General features: G+C 63.2%; 18 protein-coding genes. 6 read left to right on the plus strand and 12 right to left on the minus strand.

Annotated features, from left to right (window positions below; all coding sequences use genetic code 11):
• Positions 1 to 35: 35 nt before the first annotated feature.
• The 10 genes from EXW71_RS05245 to pedF all read right to left on the minus strand — a co-directional run bounded on the left by EXW71_RS05245 (position 36) and on the right by pedF (position 11,425).
• Positions 36 to 1,514: a DASS family sodium-coupled anion symporter gene (locus tag EXW71_RS05245; RefSeq protein ID WP_134657839.1), complete on the minus strand. Its 1,479-nt coding sequence runs from the start codon at positions 1,512 to 1,514 to the stop codon at positions 36 to 38.
• A gap of 77 nt (positions 1,515 to 1,591) precedes the next feature.
• Entirely contained in the window at positions 1,592 to 2,962 is a 1,371-nt protein-coding gene (locus EXW71_RS05250) for a hybrid sensor histidine kinase/response regulator (RefSeq protein ID WP_134657840.1), read from the minus strand.
• Positions 2,946 to 4,109 (minus strand): alcohol dehydrogenase-like regulatory protein ErcA, encoded by a 1,164-nt coding sequence (gene ercA, locus EXW71_RS05255; RefSeq protein ID WP_134657841.1) that lies wholly within the window; start codon positions 4,107 to 4,109, stop codon positions 2,946 to 2,948. The genes EXW71_RS05250 and ercA overlap by 17 nt, the downstream gene beginning before the upstream one ends.
• A 125-nt stretch (positions 4,110 to 4,234) precedes the next feature.
• Positions 4,235 to 4,306, minus strand: a complete 72-nt coding sequence (gene pqqA, locus EXW71_RS05260) for a pyrroloquinoline quinone precursor peptide PqqA (protein ID WP_010209364.1) — start codon at positions 4,304 to 4,306, stop codon at positions 4,235 to 4,237.
• A gap of 542 nt (positions 4,307 to 4,848) precedes the next feature.
• Entirely contained in the window at positions 4,849 to 6,369 is a 1,521-nt protein-coding gene (locus EXW71_RS05265) for an aldehyde dehydrogenase family protein (RefSeq protein WP_123717907.1), read from the minus strand.
• Between the two features lie 121 nt (positions 6,370 to 6,490).
• Positions 6,491 to 8,266, minus strand: coding sequence for a PQQ-dependent methanol/ethanol family dehydrogenase (locus EXW71_RS05270; RefSeq protein ID WP_134657842.1), 1,776 nt, complete (start codon positions 8,264 to 8,266; stop codon positions 6,491 to 6,493).
• A gap of 108 nt (positions 8,267 to 8,374) precedes the next feature.
• Complete coding sequence (locus EXW71_RS05275) at positions 8,375 to 9,322, minus strand: quinoprotein relay system zinc metallohydrolase 1 (RefSeq protein ID WP_134657843.1); 948 nt, start codon at positions 9,320 to 9,322, stop codon at positions 8,375 to 8,377.
• Positions 9,323 to 9,338: 16 nt separating this feature from the next.
• Complete coding sequence (locus EXW71_RS05280; protein ID WP_134657844.1) at positions 9,339 to 10,088, minus strand: quinoprotein dehydrogenase-associated SoxYZ-like carrier; 750 nt, start codon at positions 10,086 to 10,088, stop codon at positions 9,339 to 9,341.
• Positions 10,085 to 10,960: an ABC transporter substrate-binding protein gene (locus tag EXW71_RS05285; RefSeq protein WP_134657845.1), complete on the minus strand. Its 876-nt coding sequence runs from the start codon at positions 10,958 to 10,960 to the stop codon at positions 10,085 to 10,087. The genes EXW71_RS05280 and EXW71_RS05285 overlap by 4 nt, the downstream gene beginning before the upstream one ends.
• A gap of 3 nt (positions 10,961 to 10,963) precedes the next feature.
• Entirely contained in the window at positions 10,964 to 11,425 is a 462-nt protein-coding gene (gene pedF, locus EXW71_RS05290) for a cytochrome c-550 PedF (protein WP_134657846.1), read from the minus strand.
• A 471-nt stretch (positions 11,426 to 11,896) separates the two neighbouring features.
• On the opposite strand from pedF, the gene EXW71_RS05295 reads away from it, so the two are divergent.
• The 6 genes from EXW71_RS05295 (at position 11,897) to EXW71_RS05320 (ending at position 16,916) form a co-directional block, all read left to right on the plus strand.
• Positions 11,897 to 13,069 (plus strand): ABC transporter substrate-binding protein, encoded by a 1,173-nt coding sequence (locus EXW71_RS05295; protein WP_134657847.1) that lies wholly within the window; start codon positions 11,897 to 11,899, stop codon positions 13,067 to 13,069.
• 26 nt (positions 13,070 to 13,095) lie between these two features.
• Positions 13,096 to 14,055, plus strand: coding sequence for a YVTN family beta-propeller repeat protein (locus tag EXW71_RS05300; RefSeq protein ID WP_134657848.1), 960 nt, complete (start codon positions 13,096 to 13,098; stop codon positions 14,053 to 14,055).
• Positions 14,052 to 14,792, plus strand: a complete 741-nt coding sequence (locus EXW71_RS05305; protein WP_134657849.1) for an ATP-binding cassette domain-containing protein — start codon at positions 14,052 to 14,054, stop codon at positions 14,790 to 14,792. The genes EXW71_RS05300 and EXW71_RS05305 overlap by 4 nt, the downstream gene beginning before the upstream one ends.
• A complete protein-coding gene (locus EXW71_RS05310; protein ID WP_134657850.1) occupies positions 14,789 to 15,580 on the plus strand; it encodes an ABC transporter permease in 792 nt (263 codons plus the stop codon). Before EXW71_RS05305 ends, EXW71_RS05310 begins: the two co-directional genes overlap by 4 nt.
• 107 nt (positions 15,581 to 15,687) lie before the next feature.
• Entirely contained in the window at positions 15,688 to 16,227 is a 540-nt protein-coding gene (locus EXW71_RS05315; RefSeq protein WP_134657851.1) for a PQQ-dependent catabolism-associated CXXCW motif protein, read from the plus strand.
• Positions 16,228 to 16,250: 23 nt separating this feature from the next.
• Complete coding sequence (locus tag EXW71_RS05320) at positions 16,251 to 16,916, plus strand: response regulator transcription factor (protein WP_134657852.1); 666 nt, start codon at positions 16,251 to 16,253, stop codon at positions 16,914 to 16,916.
• 129 nt (positions 16,917 to 17,045) lie between these two features.
• On the opposite strand, the gene EXW71_RS05325 is transcribed toward EXW71_RS05320, so the two are convergent.
• Positions 17,046 to 18,998: a PAS domain-containing hybrid sensor histidine kinase/response regulator gene (locus EXW71_RS05325; RefSeq protein WP_134657853.1), complete on the minus strand. Its 1,953-nt coding sequence runs from the start codon at positions 18,996 to 18,998 to the stop codon at positions 17,046 to 17,048.
• Positions 18,940 to 20,085 (minus strand): nitric oxide-sensing protein NosP, encoded by a 1,146-nt coding sequence (gene nosP / locus EXW71_RS05330; RefSeq protein ID WP_134657854.1) that lies wholly within the window; start codon positions 20,083 to 20,085, stop codon positions 18,940 to 18,942. The genes EXW71_RS05325 and nosP overlap by 59 nt, the downstream gene beginning before the upstream one ends.
• Positions 20,086 to 20,153: the final 68 nt, after the last annotated feature.

Consider the following 20,153-nt stretch of genomic DNA (forward strand, 5'->3'; position numbering starts at 1 on the left):
GTGGTTGTTCAGATGTTTCTGGAGCGCATTTGCGATCAGATCCAGCCCAGCCAGCTCCAGTAAGTGGCGGCAAATACCAGCATCAACAGATAACCCACCAATGTCACCAGGATGCCCACCTTGGCAAATTGGCGCGCCGTAAATGTCCCCGTCCCCAGACACACCATGTTCTGCGGCGCATTGATCGGCAAAATAAACCCGTAACTCATCACAAACCCCAGCAACATCGCCATCCCCAGGCGACTGAATTCTCCCGGCAGGGTCTGCAACACGGCAATCAGGATCGGCAGCAACGCCGAGGTCAATGCCGTCGCGCTGGCGAACCCCAGGTGAATCAGGATCAGGAACGCTCCCAGAATCGCGAAGACCCCCAACGGCCCCACTTGATCCAACCCGGTGTGCGCCACCACCTGCGAACCCAGCCATTGCCCGGCCTGGGTCGTCAGCAGCGCCGTGCCCAGGCTGATACCCACACCGAACACAATCACCGTGCCCCACGGAATACGCGATTGCACATCCTTCCAGGTCATCACGCCCAGGCCCGGCAGCAGCAGGAACACCAGCCCGGCGTAGGTGGTGGAGGTGGTATCGAAACTGTGCAGGCGCCCTTCAGTGGCCCACGCCAGCAGCAACAACACCGAAACGGCCAGCAGGCGTTTCTGCGGGCCGGTCATGGGGCCGATCTCCACCAGCGATTGCGCCACCGCTTCTTTACCACCGGGGATGCTGTCGGTTTCCGGCGGCAGCAACTTGAGCACCAGGAACAACAGCACGGCCGACATAATCAGCGCCCACGGCGCGCCGGCGATCAGCCAGTCGATCCACGACACGCGCTGACCGAGCATCTTGTCCATGAAGCCGACGGTCAGCAGGTTCTGCGCTGCCGCGGTCTGGATCCCGACGTTCCAGATGCTGGTGCCCTGGGCCACCACGATCATGATGCCGGCGGCGATGTTCGAGCGCTTGTCGACGCCAAAAGCGGCGATCACCCCCATCATGATCGGCACCACACAGGCACTGCGCGCCGTGGCGCTGGGCACGACCAGGCTGAGCAGGAGGGTGACGGCAATCGCGCCCAGCAGGATGCGCCGGGTGCTGGTGCCGACGCGGCTCAGGGTCACCAACGCGATGCGCCGGTCCAGGCCGGTGTGGGTCATCGCTGCCGCAATAAACAGGGCCCCCGCCACCAGCGCCAGCGCAGGATTGGAGAAGCCCGTCAGCGCCATACTGATGGCTGGGCTGGAGCCGATCAGGTGCGTCGGGTCTTGCAGCGATGGTGCGGTACCAAGCAAAAACGCCATGAGCGAGGTGATCATGATCGCACTGGCTTCATAAGACACCGCTTCGCTGATCCACACCACCACGGCAAATGCGAGGATCGCCAGCATGCGCTGCCCCGCCACTGGCAGGTCGGCCGGCAGCGGCAACAGCAGCACGCCGACCATCACCAGTACGGCGACCACCAGGCCCAGGGGTAATTTGAAGGATGCAGCGGTTGTGGCAGGGGCGTTCATGGGGGACTCCAGGCCTCTAAATCAGGCCTGGAGCATGAGGCAAAGCGCCGCGTGGCGTGTTGACAGGTATCAACGCTCTAAGCCAACAACTGGCTCAACACCGCACGCAACTTGCCCGGCTTGACCGGTTTATTCAGCAACGGTGCGTCCAGCCGACGCAACGCGCGGCGGCATTGGTCGGTGCGGTCGGCGGTAATGATCACCGCCGCAATCTTCTGCCCGAAATGCTCGCGCAGGTGCTTGACCACCTCACACCCGAGACCCCCATGGTCCAGGTGGTAGTCCGCCAGGATCAACTCCGGCGCCCTGCCCTGTAACGCCAGCAAAGCGCCCGCCTGGTCGGTGGCGGTGAGCACTTCGCAGCCCCACTGCCCGAGTAACGCCTGCATGCTGTCGAGGATGCTCACTTCGTTGTCGATCACCAGTAGACGCCGACCCGGCAGCGGGTTGCCGGTGCTCGGTTGTACCGACAGTTGGCTGATCGCCGGCGGCATCTCTGCGCCCAGGGGGACTTCGATGCTGAACATCGAACCGCGCCCCGGCCAGGACCGTACCGCCACCGGGTGGCCGAGGATTTCGGCGATACGCTCGACAATCGCCAACCCCAGCCCGACACCCTTGCGGTCCGCCGCACGGCCGACGTCGAGTTGGTTGAACTCGAGGAAGATCGCCTCCAGCCGGTCCGCCGCAATCCCACGCCCGGTGTCCCATACCTCGATGCACAGGCGGTCACCCCGGCGCCGTGCGCCGAGCAGAATGCACCCCTCATCGGTGTAGCGGCAGGCATTGCTCAGGAAGTTACGCAGGATGCGCGTCATCAGGCGCAAGTCGGTACGGATCGCATAACGGCCGGTGTGCACCCGCAGGTTCAGCCCCGTCGCCTCGGCCACCGACTGAAACTCCGAAACCAGCGGCGCGAACAGTTCATCGAGCCGATACACGGCCAGGTCCGGCTTGACCGCCGCCTGGTCCAGTCGCGAGATATCCAGCAAGTCCGTGAGCAAATCCTCGGCGCCTTCCAGCGCCTGGTGCGCACGCTCCACCAGGACATGCTCGACGCTGGGCAATTGCCGTTCGCGCAACGTAGCGATCAACAGACGTGCGGCGTTCAGTGGTTGCAGCAAGTCATGGCTGGCGGCGGCGAGGTATTTGTCCTTGCTGCGGTTGGCGGCTTCGGCAGCGTCGCGAGCGTCGCGCAGGTCCTGTTCGATGCGCTCGCGTTGGGCGATCTGTTGTTGCAGGTTGAGGTTGGCTTCCAGCAGCTCATCGGTACGCGCGGCGACCCGTTGCTCCAGCTCGTCGTTGAGACGGATATAGCGTTTGCGCTCGGCCTCCAGTTCATCCAGCCGTGCGGTGAGCTCCGGGTAATGGCTTTTACGCGCCGACTGGTCGCCAAGGCCCAGCAACCCGGCGAGGGCACGCTGCTGGTCGTCAGAGAGCTTCGCCATAGACGACCTCGACATCGCGCTGGCTCGACTCCCGTGGGTTGGTGAGGATGCACGGGTCGTGCATCGCATGTTGTGACAGGAACGGAATGTCTGCCACTCGCACCCCATGCAGGCCCAGGGTTTCGTGGAAGCCAATCGCGTGTTTCAACGCAATCAGATGGTCCACCAGCCGCCCGCAGATCTGCCGGTGGTTGAGGCCCCGGCAGTCGATGCCGAACGTCTCGGCGATCACCTGGAAACGCTCCGGCGCCGAGTTGTAGTTGAACGCCACCACATGCTCCACCAGCACCGCGTTACACAGGCCATGGGGCAGGTCGAGAAAGCCGCCCAGGCTGTGGGACATGGCATGTACTGCGCCGAGGATCGCATTGGAGAACGCCAGCCCGGCCTGCATGCTACCGAGCATGATTTTCTCGCGCAGGGCGATGTCGCCGGGGTTGGCGATCATCTGCACCAGGTTGCCGTTGATCAGGCGCATCGCCTCCAGCGCGTGGGGGTCGGTGAGCGGGCCGTGGCCGGTGGAAACGAACGCTTCGATGGCGTGCACCAACGCGTCGATACCGGTACAGGCCGACAGGAACGGGTCCATGCTGGCGGTGGTTTCCGGGTCGATCAGCGATACGTCCGGCACCACGGCCTTGCTGACGATGGAGAATTTCATGCGTTCCTGCTGATTGGAGATGATCACGAACTGCGAGACATCCGCCGAGGTGCCGGCGGTGGTCGGAATCAGGATCAGCGGCGGGCTGGGTACGCGAATCGTGTCCACGCCCTCGAAATCGAGGATGCTGCGGCCGTGGGCGACCACGATGCCGATGGCCTTGCCGCAGTCCATCGGGCTGCCGCCGCCGATGGCGACAATCACGTCACAGTGGTGTTCGCGGTACACCTCGGCGCCGAGCATCACTTCTTCGACGCGGGGGTTGGGCGAGACGGCGCTGTATAGGCAGTAGTCGATGCCAAGGGCTTGCAGGCTGGCTTCGACATCCGCCACCCAACCGGCGGCGATGACACCGGGGTCGCTGACCACCAGCACCTTGCGTGCGCTGAAGGTCTTGGCGTAGTTACCGACGTTGTGCCGGCAGCCGGCACCAAAGATGATTTCAGGAGAGACGAATTTACGCAGCTGGCTCAGGGTCTGGCTCATTGGTAAGCCTGTTTTTATTATTTTGGAAGATGCGCTCCACACTAACCCATCCGGCTGCGATTGCAATCAGACCAAAGGGGCATCCTCCACACAGCACCGGCCAGCACAAGGCTGGCCGGGGTGAATCAACGGCTGGCGAAGTACATGGTCACTTCGAAGCCGATACGCAGGTCGGTAAACGCGGGTTTAGTCCACATGGGCATGTCCTCTTGTTGTGCCGGAAGATCCCGGTCAGGTCATTAATGCATGGGGGGGTTGGGAGGCGAATGCTACTTTCGACGTAGCGGCCGCCGTGCATTAGTCGCGGATGCAGGGACGGCCAATCCGCCATGCCTTTTTTGTAGGAGCGAGCTTGCTTGCTCCTACAGACGGCCTGCTAAACGAGGGTGGCAGCTGTACGCGGGTTAGCAGACCGGTCAATAGGAAAACCAGCGCACCCGAAGGTGCCCCACGCACAGCCACCATAAAAGAAGCAGTGAACCGTGTACCTATTGAGTCAGGCTGCTAAATCCGATCACTGATTTGTCAGTGACGGACCGCAGACTAGCCACCGATTCCAGCAGGCACAAGGCGGCAGGGATTGTCTAGGAAACGTCCTGCAATTTAAAGGGATGCGCCTTGCTGGCCCTTTACAAAGCATGACCAAATGCCACCAGCCCTGCCAATCAAACATCGGCATGCGGTCCATGTGGGACGGGGTTTGCGCCCTCCCACATGGACCGCATTGCCAGTTTTAGGCTTAGAAGAAACCCAGCGGATTGATGTCGTAGCTCACCAACAGGTTCTTGGTCTGCTGGTAGTGATCGAGCATCATCTTGTGGTTCTCACGGCCCACACCCGACTTCTTGTACCCGCCGAACGCCGCATGTGCCGGGTACAGGTGATAACAGTTGGTCCACACCCGCCCGGCCTTGATCGCGCGGCCCATGCGGTAAGCGCGGTTGATGTCGCGGGTCCATAGGCCGGCGCCCAGGCCGAACTCGCTGTCGTTGGCGATCGCCAGCGCTTCGGCCTCGTCCTTGAAGGTGGTCACGCCCACCACGGGGCCGAAGATTTCCTCCTGGAACACGCGCATCTTGTTATGCCCCTTGAGCAAGGTCGGCTGGATGTAATAGCCGCTGGACAGGTCGCCCTCCAAACGCTCCGCCGCGCCGCCGGTGAGGAGCACGGCGCCTTCTTGCTGGGCGATTTCCAGGTAGGACAGGATCTTGTCGTATTGCTGCTGCGACGCCTGGGCGCCGACCATGGTCTCGGTATCCAGTGGGTTACCGCGCTTGATCCTGACGATTTTCTTCATCACCTCGGCCATGAACGGCTCGTAGATCGACTCCTGCACCAGCGCCCGCGACGGGCAGGTACACACCTCGCCCTGGTTGAAGAACGCCAGCACCAACCCTTCGGCGGCCTTTTCAATAAAGGCCGGTTCGGCGCTCATGATGTCTTCAAAGAAGATGTTCGGCGACTTGCCGCCCAGCTCGACGGTGGACGGGATGATGTTCTCGGCGGCGGCATGCATGATGTGCGCGCCCACCGGGGTGGAACCGGTGAACGCAATCTTGGCGATGCGCTTGCTGGTGGCCAGCGCCTCCCCGGCTTCGCGACCAAAGCCTTGCACGATGTTGAGCACGCCGGGCGGCAGCAGGTCGCCGATCAGCTCGGCAAACAGCATGATCGAAAGCGGCGTCTGCTCGGCGGGCTTGAGCACGACGCAGTTACCGGCCGCCAACGCCGGGGCCAGTTTCCACGCGGCCATCAGCAGCGGGAAGTTCCACGGAATGATCTGCCCGACCACGCCCAGCGGCTCGTGGAAGTGATAGGCCGCGGTATGCTCGTTGATCTCGGCCGCGCCGCCTTCCTGGGCACGGATGCAACCGGCAAAGTAACGGAAGTGGTCGGCGGCCAGGGGCACGTCGGCGTTGAGGGTTTCGCGCACGGCCTTACCGTTGTCCCAGGTTTCGGCGACGGCCAGTACTTCCAGGTGCTGCTCGATACGCTCGGCAATTTTCAGCAGCACCAGGGAACGGTCCTGGGCCGAGGTTTTGCCCCAGGCATCGGCGGCGGCATGGGCGGCGTCCAATGCCTTGTCGACATCGGCGGCGCTGGAGCGCGGGAATTCGGCGATCACTTCACCGGTGACCGGCGAGGTGTTGGTGAAGTAGTCACCCTTGAGCGGCGCGACAAACTCGCCGCCGATGTAATTGCCGTAGCGCGGCTTGAACGTGACGATGGCGCCAGGGGTGCCAGGTTGTGCGTAGATCATGGTGAGGCCTCTGTCGGGGTCCGGGCCTGTCGGTCAACAGGCGATGAGCCGATGGTAGAGAGCCCTCGCCGCCGGGCGAATGCGCCGTTGGCAGGAGGGCTCTTGTCATTTGGTCGTAGAACTAGTGCTTGGCCACCAGCTCCTTGGGCAGCTTGAAGGTCCAGAGCATGCCGCCCTGGTTGAAATCCTTGACCCGCTTGGCCACCTCGCCACCCCACAGCGGCACCGCCCCGCCCCAGCCGGAGAGCACCGACACGTATTGCTCGCCGTCCATCTCCCAGGTCACGGGCGAGCCCAGTACGCCGGAGCCGGTCTGGAACTCCCAGACTTTCTCACCGGTCTTGGCGTTGAAAGCCTGCAGGAAGCCTTCCGGCGTACCGGTGAAGACCAAGTTGCCCTTGGTGGTCAGCACCCCGCCCCACAGCGGCGCGAAGTTCTTGTGGCGCCAGACTTCCTTGCCGGTTTTCGGGTCGATGGCGCGCAGCACGCCGATATAGTCTTCATTCAGCGGCTTGATGGTGAAGCCCGCGCCGAGGAACGCCGCGCCTTTCTTGTAGGCGATGCCCTCGTTCCAGATGTCCATGCCCCACTCGTTGGACGGCACATAGAACAGCCCTGTATCGCGGTTGTAGGCCATCGGCATCCAGTTCTTGGCCCCCAGGAACGCCGGGGCGACAAACACCGAGGTGCCCTTGGTTTCGCTGCCGGGGGCGCCGGGACGGCTGGCTTCGTTATAGATCGGCCGCCCCTCCTTATCGAGGCCGCTGGCCCAGGTGATCTTGTCGACAAACGGGAAGCCGCGGATGAATTTGCCGTTGGTGCGGTCGAGCACGTAGAAGAAGCCATTGCGGTCGGCGGTGGCCGCCGCCTTGATTTCCTTGCCGCCTTCGCTGTAGTTGAAGGCGATCAACTCGTTCACGCCGTCAAAGTCCCAGCCGTCGTGAGGCGTGCTCTGGAAGTGCCACTTGATGGTGCCGTCATCCGGGTTGAGGGCCAGGCGCGAGGAGGAATAGAGGTTATCGCCAGGGCGCAGGTGGGAGTTCCACGGTGCCGGGTTGCCGGTGCCGAACAGCAGCAGCTTGGTTTGCGGGTCGTAGTAGCCGCCCAGCCAGGGCGCGGCGCCGCCGGTCTTCCACAGGTCGCCGGGCCAGGTCTTGCCGGGCGCACCGCCGGAGATACCGTTTTCCACGGCCTTGCCGTCTTTGTACACATAGCCCATATGACCTTCGACCGTTGGCCGGGTCCACAGCAAGTCGCCGTTCTTCGGGTCATACGCTTCGATCTTGCCCACCACGCCGAACTCGCCACCGGCCACGCCGGTAATCAGCTTGCCGTTGACCACCAGGGGCGCGGCGCTGATGGAGTAGCCTTCTTTGTGGTCGGCGACCTTTTTACTCCACACCACTTTGCCGGTGTCTTTGTTCAGCGCGACGAGTTTGGCGTCGAGCGTGCCGAAGAACACCAGGTCGCCGTAAAGTGCCACGCCCCGGTTGATCACGTCACAGCAGGGGCGAATGTCATCGGGCAGGCGCGCGTCGTACTGCCAGAGTTTCTTGCCCGTGCGCGCGTCCACCGCGAACACCCTCGAGTAGGAGCCGGTGAGGTACATCACGCCGTCCTTGACCATCGGCTGCGCCTGCTGCCCACGCTGTTTCTCGCCACCAAAAGAAAAGGCCCAGGCCGGGCGCAGGTCTTTGACGTTGTCGACATTCAGCGTATCGAGCGGGCTGTAGCGCTGACCCTGGACCCCCAGACCGTTGGTAACGATCTGGCCAGGGTTTTGCGGGTCCTGGAGGATGTCCTGATCGGTCACGCCGGCATGGGCCTGGCCGGATAACAGGATGGCACCGAGCAACACACTCAAGGCGAAGGGTTGGCGACGTGCGGGTTGGGTCATGACGGCTACCTCTGCGGTTTTTTTGTTATACCCGGGAAATTTTCCCGGTCTGGTACCGATTCTTGGGCGCGCAGGCCGTCGTCACAATTGACCGCTGTATCGAGATTGCTAGTTCCTTAGTAGCGGTGCCGGGATGTCCACCCGCTGCAGTTGCTCGCGTTCGTAACGTGGGTACAGGTGGCTGACGCTGCGGATCAGCTCGTAGCGGTTCAGGCTGATCGCGGCAAAGCGCTCGGGGATCGGGCTGCGGATCAGCTCGGCCATATCGCTGCCCTGCGCGGCGCCGTCGCGCAGCAACTGATCGAGCCAGGTCAGGTAGTCGCGCATTTGCTCGAGCGGCCGCGCATCGTCGGCGACCGGGCCGTGGCCGGGCACCAGCAGGGTCCAGGGCAAGGCTTGCAGGCGGGCGATATCCGCCAGCCATGTGGCCAACCCCGGGCTGTTGGGGGTGGTGAGCGCGCGTTGGTAGAACACCAGGTCGCCGGCAAACAGCACGCCAGTCTTGCTGTCGAGGATCGCCAGGTCGGCGCCGGTATGCCCGGTGAAGGCCAGCAAGCGCAGATCATGGCTGCCAAAGCTCAGCACACCGGGTTCGAGCAGTTGGGTGGGCAACACCACTTCGGTACCGCGCATCCAGTCGCCGACCAGGCGGTAGAGGTTTTCGGCCATGCCATCGCCCTGCTCGTGGAGCAAGCGCGTGGTGTCGGCCAGGGCGCCGATGGGCACCGTTTTGAACGCCTGGTTGCCCAGTGCGTGGTCGGGATGATGATGGGTCAGCAGCACTTGGATCACCGGCTTGGCCGTGACGCCGGCTATCGCCTGGCGCATCGCTTCGCCGTAGCGCCTGGACGGCCCCGTGTCGATCACCACCACACCCGCTTCGGTCACGATGAACCCGGTGTTGACGATGTTGCCGCCATTGGCCTTGTTGAAGTTGTCGGTGCTGCCCTCCAGCAGCCAGGTGTCGTCGGCAATCAGCCGGGGCTTGAGGTCGTAGTCGAGGCCGGCCAATGCAGGCAGGCTCAGGCTCAGGCAGAACAACAGTATCCAGCGCATACCGCGCTCCTCTGGGTCAGGGAATGGCGGCGTCGATCTGGTTGCCGCTGGTGTCGCGCAGCAGCAGGCGCGTCTGCCCGCGCCTTTGGATGTCAAAGGCCAGGTTGGGGTTTTCGCTGACCGCCGCAAACAGTTCAAGCTCAGCCAACACCCGGCCCTGCTCATCGCGCAGTTGGGCGTGGTTGAGGTAAAACTCAGGGATACCGCTGACCAGGCCATTGTCCATCGGGTGCGCCACCTGCACGCGCAAGCGGCTGAACTCACCGCGCGGGTAACGCCCGCCCAGCACCTCGCCAATATGCTCTTCCCAGCCCGCCTGGGTGCGCACCACACTGGGCGCGGTGCAACCGCCACCGGCCGCGTCGATCAGGGTCGAGCCGACGTGCCACACGCCGTCATCGGTGAGCACCGCCGCGCGCAGCGGCGTGGCCTGTTCGACGCGGATACGGATCGACAGCCACGGCAGTACGCCGGCCTTGGGTTGGAAGTCGACGATTTTCGGCAGCGGGTTGAGCTCGGCCCAAACGAGGATTTTCACCACGTGGCCGTTGAAGGCGCGGGCGTCGATCTCCAGCGGCACCTGCCGCGCATCTTCGGCAAATGGCGGCGCCAGCAGCTTGACCCGCTCGTCGAACACGAACGGCGCATCGCCCAAAAACTGCTTCTGATAAAACGCCCACATCACCGACGGCACCGGATCAACCTCAGCAGCGTGGGCCGCGAGCGGCAGCCAGCAAGCCAACATCAGCCCCAGGCGCCAGTTCATTGGTACATCTCGGGCACTTCATAGCGCAGGCCGTAATGGCTGTAGATGGCTTGCAGCGAGCCGTCGCGGATCAGGCCTTCCAACGCTTCTTCGACGGCGTAGGCCAACTGGCGGTTGCTTTCATGCACCGCCATGCCGATCTCCCAGCGTTGTTTGCCCATATTGGGGTAGGCGTTTTCGGCCAGGGCCAGTTGCGGGTCGTGGGCCTCGTGCACCTGCCAGTCGACTTCACCGCGCATGGCCATCACGGCGTCGACCTTCCCGGCTTTCATCGCCGCAAAGGCCTGGGGCACTCCGGGGTAATGATGGGTCTTGCCGGCGAGCATGCCGTTGAACACCGACGTGAGGTAAAACGACGGCACGCTGTCGACTTCGACGCCGATGGGGTGCCGTTCGAATACCGCCACACTGGCGACGCTGTCCAGGCGCCGACGATCATAGGCAACCTGCCATTGTTCGTTCTGGTAAGGCCCGAACATCACCACCTGGCCGTTTTCCAGTTCGCCTTGGTCGTTGCGCCTCTGCGCGTAGTCGTGGTCGTAGGGCGCGCGGAGCATCAGGTCAGCCAATTGATGATGGTGCAACGGGCTGCCGCGCCAGATGTAATCGCGCAGGTCGTCGTCGAGTTTTTCCCCGGCGGGCATCCAGATCAGCGTCAACCGCACGCCCAGGGCCTTGGCCAGCGCCTGCGCGAGCTCCACATCGACCCCGCGCGGCGTAGCGTCCTGCTTAAAGCTATAAGGGGCGAAATCCTGGTACACCGCCACTTTCAACTCGCCGGCGGCGATCATCTGGTCATAGCTGCGCACCTGCGCCTGGGCGATCTGGCCGCACAGCAACAACAGGCCCAGCACCGCTGCGAGCAGGCGCATGGCTTATTCCTCGACGCGCACGGAGTCCAGGTAAGTGCGCACCGCCCACAACGCCTCCTGGCTCAAATAGTCCGCCATTTTCGGCATGTATACCCGGCCGTCGCGTACCGCGCCATGGCGCACGCGCTCGACAAACCACTCATCCCCCGCCTCTCCCGCATCGAGCATGCGCAGGTCGGGGGCGATGCCTCCGGACTTGGCTTCCAGCCCATGGCACGCGGCACAGTTCTGGTTGTAGGCGGACGCGCCGATCTCCACCGCTTTATCGTGTTCCGGGGAGGTGCGATAAGGGTTCACGGCAGCCCAACCGTCAGCGTCGACTGCCACACCGGCATCCTTGATCGACGTCAGGCCTTTGGTCTCCACCGCTTGCGGAACCACGTTGCCATGGGCCAACGCGGAACCGGCCCCGATCACACCCACCAACAGCCCGGCCACGAGCAAGGCATTGCGTTTTGTTGTCATTATTTTTGCCCTCAGGGTTGCACGCAAAACCTCATTGTTCGAGGTTATGGCAGGCATCTTAGAAACCCTGGGCCACGGGCCGTATGCTGCTTTGGTGGCCGCGCCCTCCTCCCTTGGTAGTAGGGCTTGCGAGGCACACCTGAAACAGCGGCGCCGCGGGAAGTCTTCCCGGCCTCAGCGGGACTTTTTCCGTAGCCCTCCGCCAAAGTGGTCTGGAACAAGACGTTCGGCGACCCCGCCGCCGGCTGCACCGTGACCGGAGCACCGGTGCTGATCAAAGAGCTGCAAGGACCAGGACGGCAACGTCATCAAGGCCACCGACCACGCATCCAGCCCGTCCGGCTCCGTCACCGGCAATGCCGCGCCCCGCGCAATGGGCTACTACCTTGGTACTGGCTCAGCGGTACTTTCTGCATATTTGCAGGGGGCATGGGCCTTTCTATGCTGGCGCTACCTGTCATGGAGTGCCTTATGCGCCCGCTCGCCCCCTATGCCCTGATCTGCCTGCTGGCGATGGTGTGTGCCCCTGGCAGCCAGGCCGCCGAGGCACCGTTGCCGGTGCAAATCGGTTACCTGGGTTATCGCCCCGACCCGGGGCCGTTGCTGTCCAATGTCATCGGCGAACCCGCCGATGCCGGGCAGCGCGGCGCCGAATTGGCGATCATCGACAGCAACAGCACCGGGGCCTTTCTAAACCAGCGCTACAGCCTTACAAGCGCCACGGTCGACACGCCCGAGGCCTTGCTCGCCGCCGCCACGGCCCAGCATGACCAGGGCCTGCGCCTGTTTGTGGTCAACGCCCCCGCTGCCAGCCTGCGCCAACTCAGCGCCGCATTGCCCGACAGCCTGCTGTTCAACGCCGGCAGCGCCGACGACAGCCTGCGCAGCACCGATTGCCTGGGCAACGTGCTGCACAGCCTGGCGAGCCGCGCGATGCTGGCCGATGCGCTGATGCAGTTTCTGGTGGTGCGCAAATGGCAGCGGGCACTGCTGATCGTCGGCACCACCGAGGATGACCAAGCGTATGCCAGCGCCCTGCGCCGCGCCGCCAAGCGTTTCGGCGTGCGCTGGGTGGCGGAAAAGGCCTGGCGTTTCGATAACGACCAGCGCCGCAGCGCCCAGGCCGATATGCCGCTGTTCACCCAGGCCGATGACTATGACGTGGTGCTGGTGGCCGACGAGCGCGGCGACTTCGGCGAATACGTGCCCTACCAGACGTGGTACCCACGCCCGGTGGCCGGCACCCAGGGCCTGACACCCACCGGCTGGCACAAGACCGTGGAAACCTACGGCGCCGCCCAGTTGCAAAAACGTTTCGAGGCCCTGGCCGGACGCTGGATGAACGACCGCGACTTCGCCGCCTGGATGGCCGTGCGCAGCGTCGCCAGCGCCGTCAGCAAGTTGCGCCAGGCCGACCCCATGGCGATCCGCCAACTGGCGCTGGGCGAGCAGTTGCCGCTGGATGGCTTCAAGGGTCGCAAGCTCAGTTATCGCCCCTGGAACGGCCAATTGCGCCAGCCGATTCCCATCGTGCAACCGCGCGCACTGGTCAGCACCTCGCCCCAGGAGGGCTTCCTGCACCCCTTCAACGAAATGGACAGCCTGGGCTATGACAAGCCCGAGGTGACCTGCCGCTACCCCTGAACGCTTAAAACAATAAGGAATCCGCCATGCGCCGCACCCTGCTTTCATGCGCCCTGCTGCTTGCCGCCGGGCACGCCGTGGCCAGCACCGCCTGGGTCTCCAACGAGAAAGACAACAGCCTGAGCCTGATCGACATGCAGACCCTGCAAGTCACCGACACCCTCAAGGTCGGCCAGCGTCCACGCGGCCTGCTGCTGTCCCATGACAATAAGCTGCTATATATCTGCGCCAGCGACTCGGACCGGGTGCAAGTGATGGACGTGGCCACCCGCAAGATCATCAAGGAACTGCCCTCCGGCAAAGACCCCGAGCAATTCGCCCTGCACCCCAATAACCGCTGGCTGTACGTATCCAACGAAGACGACGCGCTGGTCACGGTGATCGACACCGAAACCGCCAAGGTCCTCGGCCAGATAAACGTCGGCGTCGAGCCCGAAGGCATGGCGGTCAGCCCCGATGGCAAGTGGGCGGTCAACACCAGCGAAACCACGAACATGCTGCATTGGATCGACACCAGCACCCAGACCCTGGCCGACAGTACCCTGGTGGACCAGCGCCCGCGCTTTGTCGAGTTCAGCCACGACGGCGCGCAACTCTGGGCCTCGGCGGAAATCGGCGGCACCGTGACGATTCTCGACGTGGCCAGTCGCGCGGTCCTCAAGACCCTGGCCTTCAAGATCAAGGGCGTGCACCCGGACAAAGTGCAACCGGTGGGCATCAAGCTCAGTGCCGACGGCAAGTACGCTTTTGTCGCGCTGGGCCCGGCCAATCATGTGGCGGTGATTGACGCCAAGACCTTCGAGATCCTTGACTATCTGGTGGTCGGCCGCCGCGTCTGGCAGTTGGCATTCACGCCTGATGAGAAACAGTTGCTGGCCACCAACGGTGTGAGCGGCGATGTGTCGGTCATCGACGTGGATAGCCTCAAGGTCGTCAAGTCGATCAAGGTCGGGCGCTACCCATGGGGTGTGGTGGTGACACCATGAACACGCTGGACGTAAGCCGGATCAGCTTCGCCTATGGCGCCCGACAGGCGTTGCAGGAGGTGAGTTTCAGCCTGGCGCCGGGGCACTTTGCGGCGTTGCTCGGGCCGAACGGGGCCGGCAAGTCGACGTTGATCGCCCTGCTCACCCGCTTGTACGACTTGCAGGCCGGCGCGATCCGGGTAGGCGGGCATTGCCTGGTACAAACCCCGCGCGCGGCGTTGCAGCAACTGGGGGTGGTGTTCCAGCAAAGCACCCTGGACCTGGATTTGAGCGTGGAGCAGAACCTGCGTTATCACGCCGCGTTGCATGGCCTGTCCCGTCGCGAGGCGGCCGCACGGGTTGACGCCGAGCTGGCCCGCCAGGCCCTCGGCGAACGGCGTCGGGAACGGGTACGCGAACTCAATGGCGGCCACCGGCGCCGGGTGGAAATCGCTCGGGCGCTGCTGCACGGGCCACGCCTGCTGCTGCTGGACGAAGCCAGCGTGGGCCTCGATCCGGCCAGCCGCCTGGCGCTCAGCCAGCACGTGCGCAGCCTGTGCCTGGAACAGGGCATCAGCGTGTTGTGGACCACCCATCTGCTCGATGAAGTGCGCGCCGAGGATGCGTTGCTGATCCTGCACCAGGGTCGGCTGGTGGCCAGCGGGCAGGTCGACGCGTTGCTGGTGGAACAAGGCGGCGACCTGGGCGGCCTGTTCGCCCGCCTGACGCGCCCCACCCCGATGGGAGCCTCGGCATGAACGCTTACTGGCAGTGTCTGCGCGGCATCGTGCTACGTGAATGGCTGCGCTTTGTGCTGCAACGCACGCGGTTTCTCAGCGCCCTGGTACGCCCGCTGCTGTGGCTGCTGGTGTTTGCCGCCGGCTTTCGCGCCGCCCTGGGTATTTCGGTGATCGAACCCTACGACACCTACATCCCCTACGAGGTGTACATCATTCCAGGGCTGGCCTGCATGATCCTGCTGTTCAACGGCATGCAGGGATCGTTGTCGATGGTCTACGACCGCGAGATGGGCAGCATGCGTGTGCTGCTCACCAGCCCGTTGCCGCGCACGTTTTTGTTGTGCAGCAAGCTGGTGGCGACCGCGTTGATTTCGCTGCTGCAGGTGTATGGGTTCCTGGCGATTGCCTGGGTCTACGGCGTGCAGCCCCCGGCCATGGGCCTGTTGCTGGCGTTGCCGGCATTGCTGCTGGTGGCTTTGATGCTGAGCGCCCTGGGTCTGTTGCTGTCGAATGCAATCCGCCAGTTGGAGAACTTCGCCGGGGTGATGAATTTTGTGATTTTCCCGTTGTTCTTCCTGTCGTCGGCGCTGTATCCGCTGTGGAAGATGCGCGACTCCAGCGAGTGGCTGTACTGGCTGTGCGCAGTCAACCCGTTCACCCATGCGGTGGAACTGGTGCGTTTTGCGCTGTATGAACGCTTTGCCGGCCTGGCCCTGGCGGTGTGCCTGGGGTTGACCCTGGTGTTCGCGCTGCTGGCGGTGCTGACGTTCAACCCTCAACATGCGGCCCTGCGCAAGAAAGGCTGAAACGCTTGAAACCAGTACTTTGGTACTGGTTTTCATGTCTATCGTCGCATTCCCAAGGGCGTGGGACTGGCGTGTAATGGCGGCATAACGATAAGGATTATCCTGCCATGCTGCCCGCTCGACTGCCCCTGTTGGCCCTGTTGTGCCTGTTTGTCGCCCACGCCCAGGGCGACACGCCGCTGTTTTCGGCCGAGGGTATGCGCATCGGCCTGTATCGCAGCCCTACTCCCGAGCAGGTGAGCGGTGCGACGACTCTCGACACGCCCGCCCTGCAAGCCCTGCTCACCCGGACGCCGCCACCGGTATTGATCGATGTTTACCGCCGCCAATGGCTGCAAGGCCGCTTCATCGAAGACCAGCCCCACGTCAACCTGCCCGGCAGCCACTGGCTGGCCAATACCGGCGACGGCGACCTCACGCCTGAGTGGCAGGGGTACTTCGCCCGCCACTTGTACCACTACACCGGCGGCGACCTGACACGGCCGCTGGTGTTCTATTGCCGCTCCGATTGCTGGTTGAGTTGGAACGCGGTAAAACGAGCCGCCAACCTGGGCTATACCTCTGTGTACTGGTATCGCGACGGCCTGGACGCGTGGGAGGCGGCAAAGCTGCCGGTGGCAACGGCACAACCAGAACCCTTCCAATAATCAAAATAAAAAGGTGAACGGCCATGTACAAAATCCTGATTGCCGACGATCACCCGTTGTTTCGCGAGGCGATTCATAACGTCATCAGCGATGGCTTCCCCGGCAGCGACATCATGGAAACCGCCGACCTGGACAGCGCTCTCGCCCTGACCCAGGACCACGACGACCTTGATCTGATCCTGCTGGACCTGAACATGCCCGGCATGCATGGCCTCAACGGCCTGATCAACCTGCGCAACGAGTCGCCGACCATCCCGGTGGTGATTGTCTCGGCCGAGCAGGACAAGCAGATCGTGCTGCAAGCCATCACCTATGGTGCGGTGGGCTTCATCACCAAGTCCTCACCGCGCCAGCAAATGACCGAGGCGATCCGGCAGATCCTCAACGGCAACGTATACCTGCCACCGGACATCATTCGCACCCAGAAAAACACCGGGCAACGGCGCATGCACGATAACCCGAGCTTTGCCCCGGAACTGCTGCAGGCGCTGACACGCAAGCAATTGCTGGTGCTGGAACGCATGACCAAGGGTGAGTCGAACAAGCAGATCGCCTATACCCTGGAAATCGCCGAAACCACGGTGAAGGCCCATGTATCGGCCATTTTGCGCAAGTTGAATGTGCATAACCGTGTGCAGGCGATTCTCAGTGCCGGGGACATCGATTTCGGCTCATACCTGCGCCGCTGACCTCACCCCACGCAAGGTGGCAAGCCCCATTTATTGTAGGAGCGAGCTTGCTCGCGAAGAACTCACGGGCGCCGCGTTCATCCAGGCAACACGCGTTATCGTTGACGTTTTTCGCGAGCAAGCTCGCTCCTACAGACGGCGGGCCGGGCCGAGCAGGTGGCTCATGGCGGTCTTGAGTTTCATGGGTCGCACAGGCTTGTGCATCAACGTGTACCCCAGCTCACGGATCTGCTGCTTCAACTCATTGCTGTAGTTGGCGGTGATCATCATGGCCGGGATTGCACTGCCGCGCCGGGCGTTGATGCGGGCCACGGCGTCCACCCCGTTCTGATCGTCGTCCAGGTGATAGTCGGCGATCAACAGGTCGGCCTCGGCATGGTAGTTATCCACCTGCCGCGCCAGGTCCTGCTCCGACAACGCAGTGATGACCCGGCAGCCCCACCCTTCCAGCAACGTGCGCATACCGGCGCAGATTGCCGCGTCGTTATCCAGTACCCATACCCGTGCGCCTTGCAGGCGTTCCAGCAACGGTTCGCTCACAGAGGCCAACGGCAGTGGCTTGGGCGCGGTGGCGCTGAGCGGAACCTCCACCGAAAACATCGACCCCTTGCCCGGCCAGGACCTGACGCTGATGCGGTGGCCGAGTATCCCGGCGATTTTTTCCACGATCGCCAGCCCCAGGCCCAGCCCACGATCCTGGTCCGGGCGCTGTACGTCGCCACGTTTGAACTCTTGGAAAATCTCCTCCAGGCGCTCCTCGGCAATGCCCATGCCGCTGTCCCACACCTGGATCGATAAGCGTTGATGGTGGCGCCGACAGCCGAGCACCACGCGCCCTTTATAGGTGTAGCGAAGTGCGTTGCTCAGCAGGTTGCGCAGAATCCGCGCGAGCAGCTGGATGTCACTGCGCACCAGCGCCGAGCAGCCGATAAAGTGCAGCGCCAGCCCTTCGGCGCGGGCCAGTTGGGTGTACTCGGCGGCCAGGTTGTCCAGCAGTTCGCTGAGGGCAAAAGGTGCGATATCGGCCTTGATCACCCCGGCATCCAGCTTGGAAATATCCACCAAGGTACCCAGCAGGTTTTCCACGTCTTCCAGGGAGTTGCTCACGTTACGCACCAGGGTTTCGCAGGGACGCTCCAGCAACGCGCTGGTAAAGAGCCGGGCGGCATTCAGCGGCTGCAACAGGTCATGGCTGACGGCGGCGAGGAATTTGGTTTTCGACAGATTAGCCCGTTCGGCCTCCAGCTTGGCGTCGCGCAAGCGGGTCTCCATACGGCGACGCTCATCGATCTCCTTCAACAGCTGGTCGTTGAGCGCGGTGAGTTCCGAGGTGCGCTGGGCCACACGCTGCTCCAGATGTTGATAAGCCTGGTGCAAGGCTTCGGCCGTGCGGCGGCGCTCGGTGATGTCGCGGATCAGCACGAAAATCCCCACCACTTCGCCAGTGGCCAACACGTTCGGCACATAGGAACGCAGCATGTAGCGCTCCTGGTTGTTGATGTTGGTCTCGGCAAATTCGAAGGTCACGCTCTCCCCGGCCAGGGCGCGTGCGACATAGGCGTCCAGGCGCTGACAGTGCTGCTCGCTGTGCACTTCGCGCAGGCTTTGCCCGAGCATCATGCCGCGCGGCCAGCAGTACCACTCTTCATACACTTTGTTGGTGAATTCGTAGACCAGGTCGGCATTCAGGTAACCGATCAGGGCAGGCACGTTGTCGGTGATCAGGCGAATCCAGCGCTCGCTTTCCTGAGCCTTCTGCGCCGCCACCTGTTCGCCGCGCAGGGTTTCGGCGCGCAGCCGGGCGTTGATCAGCAGATGGTTGCTGGCCTTGAGTTCGGCCATCGCCTGGTTCAGCGCATCGGTGCGTTCGCGCACTTGCTCGGCCAACACCACCGAATGCTGGAAGGTGGTGTAAGGGTTGTTGCCCTGGGTCATGCCCGACTCGATGCGCTCGATCAGCGCCGCGTTGATGCGCGCCAGCTTGTGGTTGTCCTGTTGCAACCGGGCCACCTGGGCGAGCAGTTCAGCGTCGGCCTCGGGCAATGGCGACCCCGGTGAAGGTCTGGTTGATATGCATGCCATTGAACTGTTCTCCATAGGTGTTGAAGCCCATCACCCGGTGGTCGCGCAGAAAGGTGCCCATCGGCTCCAGGTCGCCGTTGTCTTCCAGCTCCAGGCGGCGCAGGAAACAATCGCAGCCGATCGTCAGCAGCAGGTCGCCGAGGCGCGATTGCAGGCCGTCGAACAAACGTTCCAGGTTGGGCAGGATCGGTCCCGGTTTCATCGCGGTCAGCACGATGCCGTTTTCCACCGCGCAGTAGAAACTCAGGCTGAGGTCGTCATGCACCTGCTGGATCGCACGCACGTAGTAATAGTCGTGGATACGCACCGCCAGCGGGTGTGCGGCGAAGGTGCGGTGGTCAAGGTCGGCCACGGCGACGCCGATATGCCGCGCGTATTCTTCGGCGGCGGGCTCGGCGTTGAGTTCGAACACGCGACGCGATGGGCTGTCGGCGCCGGTCACCACCAGTTTTTCCGTGCGCGGCAGGAGGTGGTGGGTGGTGAACACCTCGAAATCCAGCCAGGTATTGACCAGCACCACCACCGCCGCACCGCTGTGGAACACGCCGTTGAAGTACACGTGGGTGTGGGTAAGGAAATTGTCATCACCGGCCGAACCGCCGAAGTGCGGGATATCGCCCAGGGCGGCGCTGAGGGCGGCAAGGACCATTTCCTCACGGCTGGACAAGCCGTCAAGCAGGGTCAAGGCGAAGGTGTTGCCCTTGATCGGCGCCAGGGTGTTGCTGCGACAGCCGCCGACAAGACGTTCGACCATGTCCTGGGCGTCAATCAGGCTGAAGTGCTCCACCTGGTCGATCAGCTCGGTGGCGATAGAGAAGTGCGCGTGGTGGAAGCCTATTGCGGTGATGCAATTGCGCCCGTAGCCCTGGGGCGTGATCTCGCCAGCGCTGGTACAGCCGACCACGCGCACACTGCCGAAACACTCTTGCAAGGCTTGGCCCAGGGCCTGCAAGTCATAAGACGCCGAGCAGAAAAACAACACGAACCCCAGGTACGGATGCAGCAGTTGCCGCGCCAGCTCCTCGGCGGCCTGCCCGGCATCGGCAGCCTGGGACATGGCACTGACTACGCCTTCGGTGTTGTGCATCGTGGACTCCCCTTCTGAGGCCCAAGTGTACGAAGGGCTGGGGATGGGGCCTATGCTACTTGGGTACT

It is taken from the genome of Pseudomonas sp. BCA17 (genome assembly GCF_004519405.1).
In the GTDB taxonomy this organism is placed as follows: domain Bacteria; phylum Pseudomonadota; class Gammaproteobacteria; order Pseudomonadales; family Pseudomonadaceae; genus Aquipseudomonas.